The sequence below is a fragment of the Rhodanobacteraceae bacterium genome (assembly GCA_016713135.1).
Lineage (GTDB): Bacteria > Pseudomonadota > Gammaproteobacteria > Xanthomonadales > SZUA-5 > JADKFD01.
Window position 1 is genome coordinate 402,177 of record JADJPR010000002.1, and the last position, 16,959, is coordinate 419,135.

The following is a 16,959-nucleotide window of genomic DNA, read 5'->3' on the forward strand; positions in this document are numbered from 1 at the left end:
GCGTTTTCACGACTACCCACGAAGGCGCCGGAAAGCGATCGCAAAGTCGTGAATGCGGCGCAGTCGATCGCCATCGGCCCGACGCAAGCGCTGCGTGGCAAGCTCAATCCAGCCATTTCACATCTGCCAGGGTGAAGCTGCGACCATCGACGGCGAGCGCCTTCATCGCTCCGCCGCGATTGACTGCCAATTCAGCGAGAAAACGGCTATTCGGCTCATGCCATCCCGTCGGCGGGCATTGCCGAAAACCAGAATATTCGGGAAGTTCCCGCAGATAATCCGCGCGCGCCATCCAGAAGTTACCCGCGAAATAGGCAATGCCGATCCTGTCATCATTCAGCAGGCACGGTCCCGCCACATTTTCCGGGCCATCGGCCAGCCGCAGCGCCCAATGGTCTGCATTGGCCAGCAACTGGTTCATGTGCAGACGCCAGTTCTCGATCTGTGGCTCTGGCGGTCGGTAGCTGACACCTTTTGCATGACAATACAGGATCACCCCATCCGAGCCACGTGCAAGAGCGTCCACCCGCTCCATCGATGGATGCTCGAACTCATCCATCGCACGGCGCCTGATCTCGGGATGCGCAGACGAACAGGGCCCGGAGCCAGCGCTGGATGCGCTGTCCGCCGGGCGGAATCCAACCGTGGCTGCGCGCACTTCCGCGACGATCGCGAGCAGGCGCTGTTCCAGCGACACCCCGGAGAACTGGAAGGTCCGGCCGGAGGCCGTGGTCAGGACGGGCGCCGGCGGGATCGCCAGGGTGATGTTCAACGAGCGGATACGACGGTTCGGGAGCAGCAGTGCAAGCTGCTCGCGAACCACCGACTGCCAGTGGTTGACTGCAAGGACGTGATAAACCACATCAATGAGCATCCAGCTCACCTTCGAGATAGCCGAAGCGCCGCATGACATCGCCGAATTCCGACACCACACGGCCTGCCTGATCGGGCGTCAACGCATCGCGCCAGCCACCCGCCTTTCCCGAGCGGAAGAAGCGCACGGACTGGGCGGGGCGCTCGGCGAAACCCGTCCGTTGCTCGCTCTCGGCAAGACGCGAGAACGCGCACTGTTCAACCGCACGAGCCACGACCCCGGGCTCCGGGTCAAGACCGATCGCGCGCAGCACCCGGCCAACGCTGTCCATGGGGTCGGCAAGCATGTCCTCATAGCGCAGGACTTCCACCTTGACCGAGGACTGATCAACCCAGCTCTGGACATGCAGGTCCCAGCGTCCCAGCCACTGCGGGAACTGGTCGACATGCGGGACCGCACCACCACTGAGATGCAGGCGATCGTTGACCATCCGGGACAGCGTCTCCTCGATCCCGAGGCCCAGGTGATGCGCGAACGAGACGCACACATCGCGAGGATCGCGCACGATGTAAATGGCGATCTGGGGGACATCGGCCGGCAGAACCGCAGTTCCCAACGCAGGGGATTCGAAGCGATCGTGCACCTTGAGATAGAGCGTGCCCGGCGACTGTCGCGCCATGGTACAGAGCACCCTGGGCCGGAGCAGGTCCAGTTCCTCACGCCGCAGTTCCGAAGACACCAGTCCGGTCACGCGCTCGAAGGTCTCACGGCGACTGACGATCAGCGAATCGTCGACCGCGTTCAGAAGCACCGGACCACGGTCGTTGTTGCGGATCTGGCGCAGCAACAGTCGCAGCCAGGTATTCCCCGATTTCGGGTAGGAGGCCAACCACACGATCCCACTCACCGGGCATCCCCTGGAACGAGCAACTGGCGCAAGCTTGTTCCGTAGTCCGCCGAGAGCGGCAATTCGCTGGGGCGATGCACCACGACCGGCTGCGGCAATCGCGCGAGCGCGGCCAGGATCCTGAACTGGGCTGCCCTTGCGCTGTTGCCAATCGGACCGGCCGGCGATCTCTGAAAGTCACTGAGGGCAGCAAGCAGCGCTTGCGGCGAGAGCGGGGCCGCAACCGCCCGTGACACATCACACGGATTGAGCAGGCAAACCCTCGCCACCGGGAACTGCTGTGCGCGCGAGGCGGACCGAGGCAATGGCGGACGCCGGAATTGCTGCTTGCCGAGGCCGGTCCGAACTGGCCCAACCGGCTCGCCAATGGCATTCCCGGCGTCAGCACCATCCGGCCAAAGCTTGACCCAGGCCGGCCCTTCTGCCACCCGAATTTCGCCGTCTGCCTCGCGCAGCACCACGACATCGTCGCTGATCACCGGGAACCCCTGGCAAGCGAGGGTGACCGCCGCGGTGGACTTCCCGGCCATTGCGCCGCCAACCAGCAGCAGCGCACCCATCGGACACAGAACCGCCGCGCCGCGAAGCACCAGCGCGCCGCTGTGTGCCAGCAGCGAGGGCAGCACGCCGCTGAAGAGCAGCCCATCGGTTTCATTCTCGGGGAGGCCAGACGACACATGCAGCGTCATTGGGGACGTCTGCTCCAACCGGCAATCCAGGCCAGGGGGCAGCCACGGCAGCACCGTGCCCCGCGATCCGATGGCACCTGTTTCATGAGGATCGCTCAACTGCAGGCGCAGATCCACATCCGAACCTTCGGAGACCAGATGGAGTCCCTCCAGCAGACGGTTGCTGCGCAGACGCGCACCGTGAAAGTCGTACGTGAAGCCGGACAAGGCGCCATCCAGGGTGGTCAGACCCAAAATCATGCATGAATCAGCGCGGACGTGTCAGGGCCGGTGCAACAACCGATAATCTCGCGCCTGACCAGATGTCCGCGGCGAGGGCCCCTTGACCAGCAACCGCAGCGCTTCGACAAGCGAATCGAGCGACCCGGTCCGCACTCATCTGGCCGCCATCGCAGCACTGGAGGCCGGCTACCCGAGGAAGGCGGCCGCGCTGTGCGAGCAAGTCGCGGCCCACCTGGCATCCGATGCAGGATTCCTGCTGACGCGCGGCGAGAGCCTGCGCCAGCTAGGCAAGCGTACCGATGCCCTGGCCCTGTTCAGACACGCGCTCCGCCTCGAACCCATGTCCCCGCCGGTGCACCTTTCGCTGGCAACCAGCTTGTGTGAACTGGGCGCGCGGGACGAAGCCATCAAGCACGTCCGCAAGGCCGTCGAACTGGATCCCGGCAACGCGCATGCGCACTACGTCGAAGCGCTGGTGCGCATCGAAAACATGGAACTCCAGTCAGCGATCGATTCATTGCGACGGCTCCTGGATCTGGCGCCCGACCATCGTCCCGGGCTGAGCACGCTGCTCTATTTGCTGAATCTGATTCCCGGACTGAATCCGGCAACGGTCGCCGAGGAGCATTGCGCGCGGGTCGAGCGCTGCTACGCATCAGCGGCGCCCCCTGATCGATGCACGGCCAGGGGGGCTGAGCGTCTGCGCATCGGCTTCCTGTCCGCGGATCTGCGCGATCACCCGGTGGGTCGGTTTGTGGCCCCATTGTTCGAGCACCTGGACCGCCGGCAGTTCGACATCCATGCGTACAGCACCGGCGCATCCGATGATGCCGTGGCGCAACATCTGCGCCTCAACGTGGATCATTGGATCGATGCACGGGAGTGGTCCGACCAAGCGCTCGAAGCGCGTTTGCGGATGGACCGGCTCGACCTGCTCGTCGAGATGTCAGGCCACACGCTTGGGCAGCGGCTTGCAGTTCTTGCGCGTCGCCCCGCGCCGTGCCAGGTCTCCTGGCTGGGCTATCCAAACACCACCGGACTCCGGGCGATCGACTATCGAATCGTCGACAATGTCCTGATTCCTCCGATGGAGACCTTCCCGGGGAGTGAGACCGTCGTGCGTTTGCCGGGCAGCTTCGCTTGCTTCTGGCCAGACGCCAACGTGCCCGACGCCGCGCACCACCCGGAGGGACCGATCATCTTCGGGTCGCTCCATCGTCTCGAGAAGTTGAGCGACAAAGTCGTCGAACTGTGGGCGGGTCTGTTGCACGCCCACCCGGAAGCACGCCTGCTGATTGCCCGCGATCAGTTGGACCCACGCCGTCAGATTCAGTTGCGACAGCAATTCGCGGCCGCGGGTGTCGCCCCCGCCCGGCTCGATCTGCGGCAACTGCCGCCGGATGTGGAATCGCACATGTCGCTCTTCAACCAGATCGACGTACTCCTGGACGTGTTCCCCTGGAGCGGGCACACCCTGGCATGTGAGTCGCTGTGGATGGGGGTTCCGGTGATCACCTTGCGCGGCGATTCCGTCGCAGGCAGGCTGACGTGCTCAGCGCTCACCGCCGCCGGGTGCAAGGAGTGGATCGCCAGCGACACCCGGGATTACGGCCTGCTGGCCCAGCGCCTGGCATTGGACGTCGAGAGTATCCGGCACAGGCGTGTAGGTCTGAGGTCCCGCGTACAGCAGTCACGCTTGACGGACGCGCCCGCATTCGCCCGAGCATTCGGCGATGCCCTGGCTGCCATCGCGCAAGGAAAGCCCTGACCGTCGGAAATTCCGGACGCCAGAAACGCAAACGGCCTGCAGGGCAGGCCGTTTGAGTCGAAGACCGGCAGCAATCAGCCGAAGGACGTCAGTCCGACGGTGCCACCCATGGCGGTCATCGAGAAGCCACCGTCAAGGTTGGTGCTCATGCGCGCACCCTGCAAGGTCGCGCCAATCTGGCCGATCTCGGTCACCTTCGGCGCTTCGTACGAAGAAGCCTTCAACGCGCTGTTGTTGCTGTCCATTGTCTTTCGACCCCTGAATGATGATGTAGCCACGAACCCACACTGACACCCGCGATCAGAGGATAGAGCGTGCTCCAGGGGCTGTCAACGACCGGACTGGGCAGTTGGTCCGGCCGCAGGAACTCCCCGATACGCGGGACCTGCGCAAGCGCGGCGGGCAGTTGGGCAAGCTCAGGGCCACTGTAGCGCGCAAAAAATGGCTGGCCTGCAGGCGACTTGCGACGCCCAGTCACCGCCTCCGGCACTCTCCCGTGCAACAGCCGGCGCAGGGCCTGCTTTGCCGGCGAAGCCGGCGCACGGTCCAGGTCGAGCTGCGCCACGGCGGGATTCAGGACCACTCTCACCACGCGCTGATCCAGGTATGGCAAGGACACATCCGCCCGCAGCATTCCCGCGTCATCGCGCGCTTCGACATCGGTGCAGAATCCGGCATTGGGCAACAGCAACTCATGCCATGCGTGCTGATCCCCTCCGCCCGGTGCGGCTTCCAGGCCTGGCTGAGGCAGAGCGTCGTGCCAACGCGCCGGGATCCAGGCCGGCGTGCGATCCTGGGTCAGTCGGGTCAGATCAGGGCATTCAGGCGCTGGCATGCTTGCAGGTCCGCTGCGAAAGCGCGCAATACGACGACGAAGTCGCGCAAACCAGCCCCGCCGACGACCTGGCCGGCGCAGCGAAGTTGCCACCAACTCGTCCGCACCCAAGCCAGATATCGAGGGCGATCCAAGCGCCATCAACGCCCGAACTTGCGAAAGGTCGTCATAGAGCGCCATGGGGTGCTCAGCCCAGGGCACGAGGCTCGCGACGGGAAAGCGAACCGGGCCGGGATCGCGGATCGTGCGTTGCAGATCGATTTCCAGCGCCCTGGCGGTCAATTCGGCGTGGTATGCCTCATCCTCACCTGAGTCGCCGCGAAGCACGGAGGTCAGCGCGTGGATCTGCATGCCGGGACGCGCCTTCCGAAGGTCAGCCAGCTGGGTGGCAAGCAGAGCCGAATCAATGCCGCCACTCAAGGTCAGTACCGCATTCTCGTGGGCAATCCGATCGACCAAAGCGGCGTTCAAGGCGTCTCGCAGCGCATCATCGAGTTGCCTCGCTGAGTAATGGTCGAATTCAATGAGGTGCGCCGGCAGGCCGATCCGGCTCGTGTCGGCTTGCCCGGTGCGCAAGTCGACTCGCAGCCATTCACCCGCACGCAGCACGCGCAAATCCGAATAAAAGGTCTCGCCACGTTCACTGCATGGCTCTGAGAATGGAACGAGGGCACTGGCAATGGCCAGACCATTCAGGCTCAATTGACTCCCGAACAGAGCCAGGAGCGCACTGCAGGAGTCGCTGACAGCCCAAATCCCCTGCATCTGCAAGTAGTAGAGTGACCGCACACCGAACAAGTCCACCGAAGCGTGAACGGCACCGGACGTCGGATCGACCAGGCAGAAGCAGTATTCGCCGTTGAGTTTCGCCTGTGCATCTCGCCCATCGGACTGGAAAGCCAGTCTCAGTATCGATTCCGCATTCAGGCCGGCGGTCGAGTGTCCGGCCAGGCCGTATATCCGCCCGCTGATCGACACTCCGGCAAAGGGCGCCGCGCGCATCCGGAATGGCGTTGCGCAGGTGTCAATGGTGGCGCTTACAACCCATTGACCTGAACCAAGCGGCTGAGGCGAATTCAATGAGACGAGGCTCTGACCCAATCGGCCCCGACTGAACGCTGACTGCAGCGAATCGAACTGGCCAAAAGCCCACAGGAAGCCCCGCATCAGAGCCTGGTTCCAGTCCCACGAGGGACCGGGCGGGCGAACAGTTCCGAAAATCGCCCGAAGCGCCCGGTTCCAGCGAGTTGCGGACGATCCCCGATCACCAGACCGTAGCATTCGACCCACGCGTGGCCGCTGTCGGTGCCCGTGTCGCAATGAATGTCTGCGGGTGCCCCGCGCCAGCGCAGGATCCACCAGATCAGTAGCGCGCGGCGCAGGCAGTAGGCCGAGGTGCTTCCACTGGCGCGCTGAACCACACGTGCGACTTGACCCAGTGCCGTTCGCGACAACTGGACATTCCCGGCAGGATCCGGGCTGGTCGCGAGCAATACCCGGACCGTGCGCCCCACCCCGAGCACCCGGATCGACGCGTCGAGCGCCCTCATGGCAATCCAGGCACCGACGATCAACAGCCGGATCAGCAGTCGCCTCAAGAGGACCTCAGGCGCCGTCGCGATGAAGCATGACCGGCTCGAGAATCCGGCCCAAAGTCGTGGTCGCCTCGTCGATGCGACTCCAGTCGTCAGCGAGTCGTACCGAGAAACTCGGCAAGGCAGCAGCCATCTGCTGACACATCCCGAGTAGTCGGCGCACCTCCCCAGGGAGATTCATATAAGGCGCGAGGCTGTTGGCGTACAACTGCGCCATCGCAACAGCCGGCGAATGCATCGGCTGCACATCGATGGGCGAACCTGCCTCGCGCTCGCGCTCGCGCAGAAAGACGATCGCAGACAAGGGCGGCGAAAAACCCTCGTGTGTGGGCAAAGCCAGATAGTGCTTGTCCGTCCCACTGGCAATCTGCGAACACTGGCTGCCGAGCGACAGGGCCCGGACCGAGTCCGACCAGAGCCTGAGGCGCGCGTATCCGGGCCGGACTTGGAAAGCGGCGCCATTGAATTCGATCACCGCCAGATCCTCGGCGACAATCCTCCAGTTCTGGCGTTGCATGGCCGCCGCCAGGGACGATTTGCCTGCACCCGAGGGCCCACAAATCAGCAGCGCATGGTCATCTCGCGCAGCGACGGCAGCGTGCAGGCACAGGCGCTGCTGTGCCTTGAAATAGCACAGCATCGCCGAGCCCGTGACGAACGCGCCCAGCGTATCGGGGTGCATCGTAGCCGGCGCGCCGATCCGCAGGCGCCGCGATCCGAGCGCAACCTCTACCCACAGTCCAAGAATGAGCTCAAAGCGACGAGTGGCTCCATCCACATGCTCCAGCAACCTGACGAAATGGCGTCCCATGCCCGGGGGAACCGCCGAATTGCGGGAAATCAGGCAACGCCAGAGGGTCGGATCCGCTTCCTTGTGGTCATGAACGATGTCGATCCACAGTTCGGGTTCTGCGTCGGGCGCAGCCTCGGGACAATGCCCATCCAGGATGCGACGAGGTCCGGCAAAGACCACGCCAAACGCCGAGTAACGGCCTTCGCCCTCGGCGCGTTCGAGCATGTCCGCAGGCGCATCCACCAGAAACGCAGCGGTCAAGAGGCGCAACTCCGGGATGCCAGGAACAGTTCGGCCGCAGAGTTCTGACTCAGCTCCGCCTTGCATGTACCTTGCGAATCAGCGACTTGTGTTCTCCAGGTGTAGGCAAAGTCGCCTGCCACTGGCCATACCGAGATCCGCAAACGCAGCGTGTCCCCGGCTGCCAGCTCCAGTGGTCGCGACAATGGCAGCACCAATCGTCCGTATACCCACGGCGCCCTGGCGCCGGGCGCCGCCGACATCGACACCCCTTGTGTCAGCTCCGAGTCAAACCACATCAGCCAGGCATGCAGGGTTGTCGCAGATGGAACTTCCCAGGTCAGATCCGCCGGCTGCAGAGCCTGGCTCGCCGCAGCGTAGTCGATGACGCCAAAGCGCTGCCCAGGCAACGCAGGTTCAAGCCCGGTCGGCGGCGGCCGCCTGGGCGCGGAGCCTTCTGCCTCGCGCAACACGGGAAGCGAGAGTCCAAGAGCATTCTCGACCCAGGGCGTCTCGATCTGCCGCGAATACCAACCGGCATCGCTGACCGGCGCCACCCACAGGCTGTCGCGACGTGGCAGCAGAACCGCGTCCTGGGTAAGCAAGCGCGCCCTGGCGTCGGCGAGGGTCGCGAACGCGCCGCCAAGGAATGGAAGCGCGCCGCGCAAGTCGGAAATCAGCAAGTTCGCCCGCTCGGAAGGGTGAAAGTCCTCCGACGCGCCGTGGAAGAACTCGATCCGGTCTTCAAGGCCAAGTCGCAGTGCTTCACGGCGGCCATACTCGATCAATGGACTGGTCTCGACAGCGTAGACTTTCCGCGCACCTCGGATGGCCGCGTACAGCGCAAAAGCACCCGTTCCAGCGCCCAGGTCCAGCACAACACTCTCCGGAGTGAGCGTGCGATCGATGGCCTCCTTGTAGGCCTCAGTCCGGACGCGGTCACGGATCATGTTGCCGTACTCATGGAATCCGTACATGTTCAGGTCACCGGAACTCAACCGGAGACAGGCGTGATGAGCTCCAGCTTCTGGAGTTCATCCACAAAACTCTGTACGTCGGCCACCGCGCGTACGATCTCCAAGCCATACTGGTTGGCCAGTTCGCCGGCCAGTTCTTCCGCCGAACGACCGGCCTTCATCCCGGTCCAGAGGACGATACCGCTCGCGTTCAAGGAGAAGAATGTCTCGCGCTTGAGCGACAGCAACACCACCTCATCACCGATGCGCTCTTCCAGTACATGGTCGGGAACATTGAATTTCATGCAAATCCTGCCGCAGGTTTGGGGGAAAGATAGTCCTAGGAATGTCGACGCTCCGCCTCACGCGACCGACCCAACAGCATTCGCCCGGCCAGGCGAATCGGGCGCATGAGAAACGCGAACGGCCGCAGCGCCGCCGGCAAGCGCAGGAAGTCATCGTCGCGGTCCGATGGCTGAAGACTCTCCCTGATCACGCGAAGCCGATCACCCGCCGTCTCGGCCAGCGCAACCCGCAGCCGGTAAAAGTCGCCGAGCCTCTCGGCGTCCGTCGCCGGGCGAAGCAGGCACCGGACGACCCGGCGAATCTGAGCAGGGCCCAGCGCCGGAACACCCAACGCATGCCCGGCAGGTACACCAGGTGCATGCGGAAAGAAGTGCTTCACCAACTGGAACGTCGCACGCAGCAATCGATGCGCGTGCTGCTCCCGAGCGAGCCTGTCGAGCGCATCCCAGTCGATCTCCGCGGGACTCGCCAGGATCTCCGGAAAGTCCAGGAGCCACTGCAACCGCGACCAGTCATGCTTGTAGGCGTGAATGGCGAGGTAGAGCAGATTGGCTTCGACCGACGGCTGCAGGACCTGGATGCCGGCGTAGCTACCGGGCGGGCGTCCTTCCACAGGAAATCCCCGCGAAAGTACACGCCGAACTGGGGACCTGCGATCCTCCAGTGAAGCTCAACGATCTCACCGGTACTCCGGTGAGCGAAGACAACGTGGTAGCGCCGCTCGAGATCGTGATTCTGATAGGGCGAGTGGTAGTCCAGCCTCTGCAGAAGTTGCCAGGCACGATCACGATCGACCTCCTTCACCAGGAGGTCCAGATCGCCAAACTCCCTCAACGACCTGTTCCGGTAGAACCGGTCCGCCAGCAGCGGCCCCTTGAGCGGCATCACTGCAATGCCTTCGGCCTCGAAGGCTCGAACCAACCGAATCAGTTCCGCCCGAAGCCCAAGTCCCCGATACCCGCACCGATACGATCTCTCGCGCAAATGCAGGCGCACCGCATCCGCGCCGTCGCAAGGATTGACAACGAGATCCTCGTAGACATAGCTGGTCACACCGTTGTACGTCGCCAGATGGAGCAACCGAACCCAGTCAGCTTCTGACCACCCGGCCACGCTCGTCGGCGGCAGCCCGGCGCACCCCCCGTGAGCTCCCACCATCGCAAACAGTCTGCCTGCGATGCTATGCGTAGACTGGGCAGCCACGGAACTCACGCAACGACCTCAATTGGGGGAGCCTGAACCGGATGCAACAGCAACCAAATGCAAGCCGGCTTCGAACACATCAGCGCACCCATCAGGTCATCAACCTGAAGGGCACTAGGGCAAGAAGGAAGGGCGCGTACGAGGACCCCACGCACCGGCTATAAGCATAGCGCAAGGCCGGCCTTGGCGCATCCACGCGCACCATCAGCGACTGATCGACTTCGCCGACGCGCCTAGCGGATCCGTGCCCGAAGCTCATCAAGTTCCCAGGACTTCTCACTTGGCCATGCCAGCGTATTCCACGCCGGCAACCGGCGACAAACACGCGAATGATCCCTGACGTCACACATCGCGTAGCCGTGTGCTCCGAGCAATTCCGCAATCGCTGCAGCATTCTCCGGAGCAACCTCGATAATGAGCAAGGGCCTCACCTCGGACAACAGCCGCCCGGCCCCGCGCAAGGCCGATAACTCAGCACCTTCGATGTCGATCTTTACGATATCCGGCTGACGGATCTGACCGATCAACCAATCCATTGAAGTACACGAAACCAGCGTGCGATCACGCTCGCCACCGGTTCGCGGGTTACCAGACGATGAAGCGAGATGATTCAGTGCGCGATCTGTGCGCGCGATAACAAACTCGGCGATACATTGCTCCGAACCTACCGCCAAAGGCAGGATCCGAACTGGCGCCCCAGCATGCGTACCGGACACTGTTGAGCGCCGAAGCAAATCCACGAGGAAAAGGTCAGGCTCAAACGCAACAATCAGACCGCCGCTACCAGCCATGGCGCTTGCTGCAAACGCAAATATCCCCTGATTGGCCCCAACATCCCAAACACACATATCGCGGCGAACAAACCGCCGAGCCCAGTCAAGAAGACCGAGTGCCTGTTTCGAGCGCCAGCCGGGTTTCCAGATCGAAAGCATCGAAGCCGGCGAACAAAAAACCACACCGCCACCCAGCGATGACGGAAGACGCTTGCGAATTACCACATTCTGACTTAGTCCACGCAGCAGACGCCGCAGGATTTGCATCGGGCTCATCGAACGCGTGTTGCAGCCGCCGGCGGGACCAAGCCGCGCTCGGCGCAACTTGGCTTAATCATCGACATGCTTGTCCCGGGCACCAGTCTCATGCATCTTCACGCGAATATGAAGATCATGCGCAAGACGCAGCAGACAGTAATCCAATCCAGCCCTCCCATCAAGGAAGCCGCGTCTGAGGAAATAGGTATAGGCAAACCGAAACAGAGCGCGTGCCGGGAGTCGACTCGCGAGCACTTTGAGCGCCCGCCGGCGTGCAATCGGATCCGCGCCGACAAGTGCGCCGAAGTCCAACGCCTCACGCCGAAGACGCAGGATCAACTCAACCTCATCCGTCGAGTACTGGTTGTGGCGGGCAACCCATTGGTGTACGCCCTTGCTGAATCCTTCGTGCCGCCAACCCGACTTCAAATAGTGTAAGGCACCATCAGTCACTTCGCGCTGACCGTGACCCTCTTTGCGAAACCTCACCGAGCCTACCCGAAGCAGGCGCAGCTGATAAGAAGGATACAAAGTCGAATATTTGAGCCAGCGACCCAGGAAATAATTGCGCCCGGCAATAAATGCGCCCACCTTTCCATCCGGATTGGCGATGAAATCCTGGATTTCGAGCAGCAGTTCCGGATCACAGAATTCATCCGCATCAACGAACAGCAACCAGTCAGAGATCGGGCCGACGTGATCAATCGCCCAGTTGCGCTGATCGCCAAAATCCTTGAATGCGTGATGGAATATGCGAACCCCAGGACGCGCTGCGCGAGCCGACTCCAAAGTAGCATCGTTACTACCCGAGTCGACAATGACAACGTCAGCCACGTTTTCAAGACAAGCCAGGCAGCACCCAATGTTGGCGGCCTCGTTGTAGGTCAGGATGACCGCAGTTACTGGAACCAACATCGGCGCACCGGCAAACAGCAAAAGGCGGGAGCAGATTTCACGAAGGCATCAATTGGATCGAGCAAACCCAGTGCGCATCAAAATGTCCTTGTATACAGCACCAGTCTGAGCCGCAATTTTATCCCAGGTAAAGCGCTCCGCCACCATGGCACGCGCCCGGATACCGCGCTCATTCGCATGATCAAGATTTGCAAACAGCTCAATCAGAGCCAAGGCCGCGGGCCTGACATCGGGCGCAACCACCCAGCCCGCGGACCGCTCGGCGACTTCCGGCAGATTGCATTCGCTAGAAATGACCGCCGGGAGCCCCGCCGCGAGCGCCTCCAGCGCTGCGACAGGCAAACCCTCGGAGCGGGAAATCAGTGCAAACCCATCCGCTCCGGCGAGCGCCTCACCCTTGCCCGCCCCCGAAACCTCGCCAATGAAACGGCATCTCGCCGCAAGATCGAGACCCCGCGCCAACTCCTCCATTTCAGCCCGGTACCCGGACCCTGCGTCGTCGCCAGCGACCACGAGATAGAGTTCCGGATGAGTCCTCGCGATCATCTGGAATGCCCTCAGCAAAATATCCAGCCCCTTTTTCTCATGCACCCGCGAAAGAAACAGCAACACGCGACTCCCGAGTGGCAGGCCCAGTTCCCGCGCGAGTCCTCCGGTATTCCTGGGACGTAAAGTCTCGCCGCGTGAGACGCCGTTTGGAATTATCGTAGCTGGAGCGCGCAAGCCTGCCTCGCGGAACTGAGCGGCCTCTTTGAGAGTCAGAGCCTGCAAACCTGCAGCAGACTGGAGCAAAGGCCACTCGGTCAGCGCGCCATACAACTTCTTGCCGAGCCGGTTCTGGCGAAGCGCCCATGAATCCAGTGAACCTTGCGGAGCGACCACATAAGGCTTGCTCGCCTTGTATGCGCAACGCATCGCCCACCAACTCGGGAAATTCCAGATGGCATGCACATGGACAAGATCGGCTTTGGCAACCTCCCTCGGCAAACGCCGCGCCAGCGCCCACGAGATCCCTGGGTTATTCAACGGCACGCTCAACGGATACTTGAGGTTCTCAGCCCAACGAGAATCTGGCGCCAGCGATGCGCAATTCGGCTTCTCCACGTGAGCAACGCTCACCTTCATGCCCAAGCGCCCTTGCGCCTCAGCCAGCGGGAGCACAATATGCGTGGTCCCTGAAGAATTGGCCAATCCGCGAATGACATGAAGTACACGCATACGCTAACTAGCCCCAAGGGCGGCACCGACCGCCGATGCAAGCCCCTGGGCAAAGCGTCTTGGGCCAAAATCATCTACGCGGGCACATGCGGCAGCCCCAAACCTGGCAAGGGCCGGACCATCGAGTTCGCCAACGCGGCACATCGCATCCGCGATTTCGCTATCACACCAGGCATTGAATGAATACCCATTCACTCCATCCTGAAGCAATTCACTCGCCGCACCAACCGATCGCGCGACCAGCAACGGCAGCGAGCACGCCGCAGCTTCATTGACCACCAATCCCCAGGCTTCGGCTTTTGCGGGATGAATGAAAGCGCCAGCGCCGGCATACCATCTCGGCAGTTCCTCGTATTGCAGGAATCCCATCCAAAATACAACGTCATCCAGACCCAGGTCCGAGCAGAGGCGCCGAAGTCGAGCTTCCTCTGCCCCGGTACCCGAAATGACGAGGTTCCAGGCGTGCTTCCCCACCCGCCTTCGATAAATAGTATAGGCACGCAGCAAGCCGTCGAAGTTCTTCCGCTCCAGCAAGCGCGCACAAGCAAAGAAGTACGGACCACCTGAGCCAATTCTTCCTTGCGTTCCCATGCTTCTATGGGCCGCGGCGGAATCGCGAAAATAATCGTTATCAACCGCGTTGTAGCCCAGGAAGATGCGATCGCGCGGAACGCCAAGCCTGGCGAGGTAGTCCGCATGCACGCGCCCTCCCACCAGCCCCGCATGAACCCTTCGCAGCAACCAACGCTTTCCAAACTCCTTCCAGGCCCAACGACGCGCGTCCTCGTGCCGGGTTTCAGACATCACGACGGCTCTCCGGCTCCTCCGCGCGGCCACCCAGTCCAGAGCCGCGCGGGCCTCGGCGACCGACCATCCGTTAATGACCACCACGTCCGTGCACAGACTGTCAAGCCACTCATGAACAGCCACCCGAATCGTGGAAGCAGGCAGATGGGCATAGTCCACACCAGGAAACAGAGTCGTAGCCCATGATGGTCGCGCCAAAGCCTCGGTTTTCCAATCATAGGCATCGCGACTGCATATCTCGGCAAGCGCGAGCCCCCAACCGTTCTGAGCAATCAAGCGCTGACCTGCGCTTGCGCGCGCCAAGTGATAGGGACCGATGCGCCCCCAGAGTAGTGCCACACGCAGACAAGGGGCACCAGCCTCATCGGCACCAGCCGTCATGACCCAAACGCGCTTCTTTCAAACACCACCGGGCGCCCGCTTCCCGCGAGTAGCGAGCTCTTCTTGGCTACGATTTTTCTGTCGAATATCACGCCCAATGAACCAACGCCACGCCACGAAGGTTCCGACGGCCATCACCAGAAAGCGCTGATACCAGGCCGAGAAGGACTGGGTCGGAAGATATATGCAAAGACCGAGCGCGCCCAGAAAGATCACCGTCCATACCTGACCAATGGTCCGATGCTTGAACCATAGCCACCGCAGGAAGCGACCAAGCAGAAATACGAAGAACAGGGCAAACCACCACCATTCAGAATACAAATCGGAGAGCACGCCGATCGAATGACCCGCGGGCAAAGGAAAGCCAAGCGCAACCACTTGCTCGTACTCCTCAAAGCCGGTGGGATTCCCTCCCGTCTTCCAGTAAGCTCCAACGTCCTCATATTTTGTCGGCCAAAGTTGACGCGGAATCGGGCGAATGAGCAGATCAACCCACCAGCGCTTACCCCAGAAAAACGCATTGTAGTATTCGGTAATCAACGCGCTTCCAACTCCGCTCACATAATCATTCTGGGACAACTGCCCGGTATCTGGCAAGAGTGTCGACGTAAGCCCGACTCTGGTCGGCCCCCCCCCCTCGTCAGCAAACCAGGACTGCCGGTTCGTCCACAGAAAAATGACCGAGAGGAGAATGACACTGATCGCAAGCCCGGTGCGCAAGAGCCCGGGCGCTCGACCCCTCGAAACGACCCAGGAGACGAACAACGTAGCCAGAGAAATAAACAACGGTCCGCGACGGACACCCAAGGTGCCCTGAAGTAAATTTGGACTCAGCATGACCACCACGACACACCAATCGACTGCGCGAAAACCACGTCCCTGTCGCGCAAGGGAATAAATAAGCGCAGCCGGGTACGACAGCAGGTAGGCTTCACCGACGTAACCGCTGGCGGCCCGCCCGCCACCCTTGTATACCGAATATGCGGCTTCAAACCCGCCAACGTTGAAGATCGATGTCAGGTAGCTGAGGATTGCCACCGAGCCCAGAACGACGGACAGCCGCACGAGCCTGCGGCGGGTCCTATCGACCGAAACAGTTGCCGCCAAAGAGCGCCACGGACTCAATTCCTTTGGAGATGCCAGTCGCCGGCCCCGCGTCCAGACCATACCAATCATCATGCACACCAGTGCCGCGCAATAGTATGCTTGCACGCGGTTCAAGGACCCTTCCCCCAGCAGGCTTGTCAGGTCACCATTACGGTCAAGCAGCAGCGGCCAGAAGCAATACCCGGCGAGCATCAGCGGCGCAGTAAAGACGGCAGGATGAAACGCGTCGCGGTATCGCGCATAAGCGATTATTGCCGCCAGCGCAACCACAAAACCACTGCAAAGTGCCAGATAGGTGAACAAGATCTACTGCAGACCGATCCCGATGGAGTGGAAGGGTAGCGCGACCCCGCGGATCAATTCACAGAAGACAACAACTCGCAACATCACTCTGCAGGCTTCCTTGCCTGGACATAATAAGAGAAAGGCACCGCAGGCGACCTTGAGTCCAGCGGGAGCAACGGTAGTGCGACGAGAAAGCACGGAACACCCGCCCAAGGCCCAAAGCGCTCCTGAAGCGCTTTGGTACGCGAATTGAACCATTGTCGAATCGCGCCGCCGAAACCAAATGGCGCCTCAACCTGGAATCCGATCGGGCCCAGCAGGTCCCTGAACGCAGCCTCATTATAGCCTGCACGTACATGTCCGCCCTTCTCCTCCAGATCCAGCGGAAAATTCGCGTTGTAAGGGTGGTCCGCATTCGGGGTGGTCAGATGCAGGTATCCCCCTGGCTTCAGCAGGGAGTAGAAGGCGGCGCATATCCCTCGATCATCGACTATATGCTCGATAACATCAGCGCAGACGATCTCATCAAACTCGCCATATCGTCGCTTGAGCCCATCCGTGTCGTACAGATTGTGATCGAGAAAGCAGATTTCCCCTTCCGAAATCCCAAGTTTCTCATTGAAGAGGCGCCGGGCACCCCGAACCTCCGATTCTTTAAGGCTCACACCAATAACGCGATAGCCGCGGCGCCAAGCCTGCAACGAAAGCATGCCGTTGCCGAACCCGGCGTCAAGCATCGTTTGAGATCGCCCTTCGCCGCCTCGGAAGTGCAATGGGACAATCCTGAATCGTTCACGCGCATGCAGGTTGACTCCCGGGAATATCCACCACTTCAGAGTATCCATGATTCTCTGACGAAGCGTGGCAACTCGCCCCTTGAACTTATT

At 61.7% G+C, this 16,959-nt stretch carries 18 protein-coding genes; 2 read left to right on the forward strand and 16 right to left on the reverse strand.

The annotated features are described in order from the left end of the window. Nucleotides 1-103 precede the first annotated feature (103 nt). From IPK27_04000 to IPK27_04010, 3 genes are read right to left on the reverse strand one after another with little or no spacing between them, the layout of a single operon-like run. Nucleotides 104-874 (reverse strand): hypothetical protein, encoded by a 771-nt coding sequence (locus IPK27_04000; protein ID MBK8066801.1) that lies wholly within the window; start codon nt 872-874, stop codon nt 104-106. Further along, nucleotides 864-1,703, reverse strand: a complete 840-nt coding sequence (locus tag IPK27_04005; GenBank protein ID MBK8066802.1) for a sulfotransferase domain-containing protein — start codon at nt 1,701-1,703, stop codon at nt 864-866. The genes IPK27_04000 and IPK27_04005 overlap by 11 nt, the downstream gene beginning before the upstream one ends. 14 nt (nt 1,704-1,717) lie before the next feature. Further along, the gene (locus IPK27_04010; GenBank protein ID MBK8066803.1) at nt 1,718-2,650 is read right to left on the reverse strand and encodes a hypothetical protein; all 933 of its coding nucleotides are present in this window, start codon (nt 2,648-2,650) and stop codon (nt 1,718-1,720) included. Nucleotides 2,651-2,732: 82 nt separating this feature from the next. Here IPK27_04010 and IPK27_04015 point away from each other — a divergent pair, with 82 nt between their 5' ends. Further along, complete coding sequence (locus IPK27_04015; GenBank protein MBK8066804.1) at nt 2,733-4,400, forward strand: tetratricopeptide repeat protein; 1,668 nt, start codon at nt 2,733-2,735, stop codon at nt 4,398-4,400. Between the two features lie 74 nt (nt 4,401-4,474). Here IPK27_04015 and IPK27_04020 read toward each other — a convergent pair whose 3' ends face one another. From IPK27_04020 to IPK27_04050, 7 genes are read right to left on the reverse strand one after another with little or no spacing between them, the layout of a single operon-like run. After that, nucleotides 4,475-4,645 (reverse strand): hypothetical protein, encoded by a 171-nt coding sequence (locus IPK27_04020; protein MBK8066805.1) that lies wholly within the window; start codon nt 4,643-4,645, stop codon nt 4,475-4,477. After that, nucleotides 4,621-6,402, reverse strand: a complete 1,782-nt coding sequence (locus IPK27_04025; GenBank protein MBK8066806.1) for a hypothetical protein — start codon at nt 6,400-6,402, stop codon at nt 4,621-4,623. The genes IPK27_04020 and IPK27_04025 overlap by 25 nt, the downstream gene beginning before the upstream one ends. Beyond that, nucleotides 6,402-6,833 carry a lasso peptide biosynthesis B2 protein gene (locus IPK27_04030; GenBank protein ID MBK8066807.1) on the reverse strand — a complete coding sequence of 144 codons (432 nt, stop codon included), beginning with the start codon at nt 6,831-6,833 and terminating at the stop codon, nt 6,402-6,404. The genes IPK27_04025 and IPK27_04030 overlap by 1 nt, the downstream gene beginning before the upstream one ends. Before the next feature lie 7 nt (nt 6,834-6,840). Next, entirely contained in the window at nt 6,841-7,884 is a 1,044-nt protein-coding gene (locus IPK27_04035; protein MBK8066808.1) for a hypothetical protein, read from the reverse strand. Further along, nucleotides 7,881-8,840: a class I SAM-dependent methyltransferase gene (locus IPK27_04040; protein MBK8066809.1), complete on the reverse strand. Its 960-nt coding sequence runs from the start codon at nt 8,838-8,840 to the stop codon at nt 7,881-7,883. Before IPK27_04040 ends, IPK27_04035 begins: the two co-directional genes overlap by 4 nt. A 17-nt stretch (nt 8,841-8,857) precedes the next feature. Continuing rightward, a complete protein-coding gene (locus IPK27_04045; GenBank protein MBK8066810.1) occupies nt 8,858-9,124 on the reverse strand; it encodes a PqqD family protein in 267 nt (88 codons plus the stop codon). A gap of 35 nt (nt 9,125-9,159) precedes the next feature. Next, the gene (locus IPK27_04050) at nt 9,160-9,738 is read right to left on the reverse strand and encodes a nucleotidyltransferase family protein (GenBank protein ID MBK8066811.1); all 579 of its coding nucleotides are present in this window, start codon (nt 9,736-9,738) and stop codon (nt 9,160-9,162) included. A gap of 50 nt (nt 9,739-9,788) precedes the next feature. Here IPK27_04050 and IPK27_04055 point away from each other — a divergent pair, with 50 nt between their 5' ends. Beyond that, a complete protein-coding gene (locus IPK27_04055) occupies nt 9,789-10,226 on the forward strand; it encodes a hypothetical protein (protein MBK8066812.1) in 438 nt (145 codons plus the stop codon). Nucleotides 10,227-10,561: 335 nt separating this feature from the next. Here IPK27_04055 and IPK27_04060 read toward each other — a convergent pair whose 3' ends face one another. The 6 genes from IPK27_04060 to IPK27_04085 all read right to left on the reverse strand — a co-directional run bounded on the left by IPK27_04060 (nt 10,562) and on the right by IPK27_04085 (nt 16,917). Then, nucleotides 10,562-11,377 carry an FkbM family methyltransferase gene (locus IPK27_04060; GenBank protein MBK8066813.1) on the reverse strand — a complete coding sequence of 272 codons (816 nt, stop codon included), beginning with the start codon at nt 11,375-11,377 and terminating at the stop codon, nt 10,562-10,564. Nucleotides 11,378-11,431: 54 nt separating this feature from the next. After that, a complete protein-coding gene (locus IPK27_04065; GenBank protein MBK8066814.1) occupies nt 11,432-12,295 on the reverse strand; it encodes a glycosyltransferase family 2 protein in 864 nt (287 codons plus the stop codon). 27 nt (nt 12,296-12,322) lie between these two features. Further along, nucleotides 12,323-13,465, reverse strand: coding sequence for a glycosyltransferase (locus tag IPK27_04070; GenBank protein MBK8066815.1), 1,143 nt, complete (start codon nt 13,463-13,465; stop codon nt 12,323-12,325). Between the two features lie 30 nt (nt 13,466-13,495). Further along, a complete protein-coding gene (locus IPK27_04075; GenBank protein MBK8066816.1) occupies nt 13,496-14,575 on the reverse strand; it encodes a glycosyltransferase family 4 protein in 1,080 nt (359 codons plus the stop codon). Between the two features lie 123 nt (nt 14,576-14,698). Then, nucleotides 14,699-16,090, reverse strand: coding sequence for a hypothetical protein (locus IPK27_04080; GenBank protein MBK8066817.1), 1,392 nt, complete (start codon nt 16,088-16,090; stop codon nt 14,699-14,701). An 83-nt stretch (nt 16,091-16,173) separates the two neighbouring features. Further along, the gene (locus IPK27_04085) at nt 16,174-16,917 is read right to left on the reverse strand and encodes a methyltransferase domain-containing protein (protein ID MBK8066818.1); all 744 of its coding nucleotides are present in this window, start codon (nt 16,915-16,917) and stop codon (nt 16,174-16,176) included. Between the last annotated feature and the right edge of the window lie 42 nt (nt 16,918-16,959).

Bases quoted from the DNA above. Each gene is read 5' to 3' on its own strand.
- IPK27_04010 (MBK8066803.1), bottom strand. From the start codon at position 2,650: ATGATTTTGGGTCTGACCACCCTGGATGGCGCCTTGTCCGGCTTCACG.
- IPK27_04045 (MBK8066810.1), bottom strand. From the start codon at position 9,124: ATGAAATTCAATGTTCCCGACCATGTACTGGAAGAGCGCATCGGTGAT.
- IPK27_04060 (MBK8066813.1), bottom strand. From the start codon at position 11,377: ATGAGCCCGATGCAAATCCTGCGGCGTCTGCTGCGTGGACTAAGTCAG.
- IPK27_04000 (MBK8066801.1), bottom strand. From the start codon at position 874: ATGCTCATTGATGTGGTTTATCACGTCCTTGCAGTCAACCACTGGCAG.
- IPK27_04025 (MBK8066806.1), bottom strand. From the start codon at position 6,402: ATGCGGGGCTTCCTGTGGGCTTTTGGCCAGTTCGATTCGCTGCAGTCA.
- IPK27_04085 (MBK8066818.1), bottom strand. From the start codon at position 16,917: ATGGATACTCTGAAGTGGTGGATATTCCCGGGAGTCAACCTGCATGCG.
- IPK27_04040 (MBK8066809.1), bottom strand. From the start codon at position 8,840: ATGTACGGATTCCATGAGTACGGCAACATGATCCGTGACCGCGTCCGG.
- IPK27_04020 (MBK8066805.1), bottom strand. From the start codon at position 4,645: ATGGACAGCAACAACAGCGCGTTGAAGGCTTCTTCGTACGAAGCGCCG.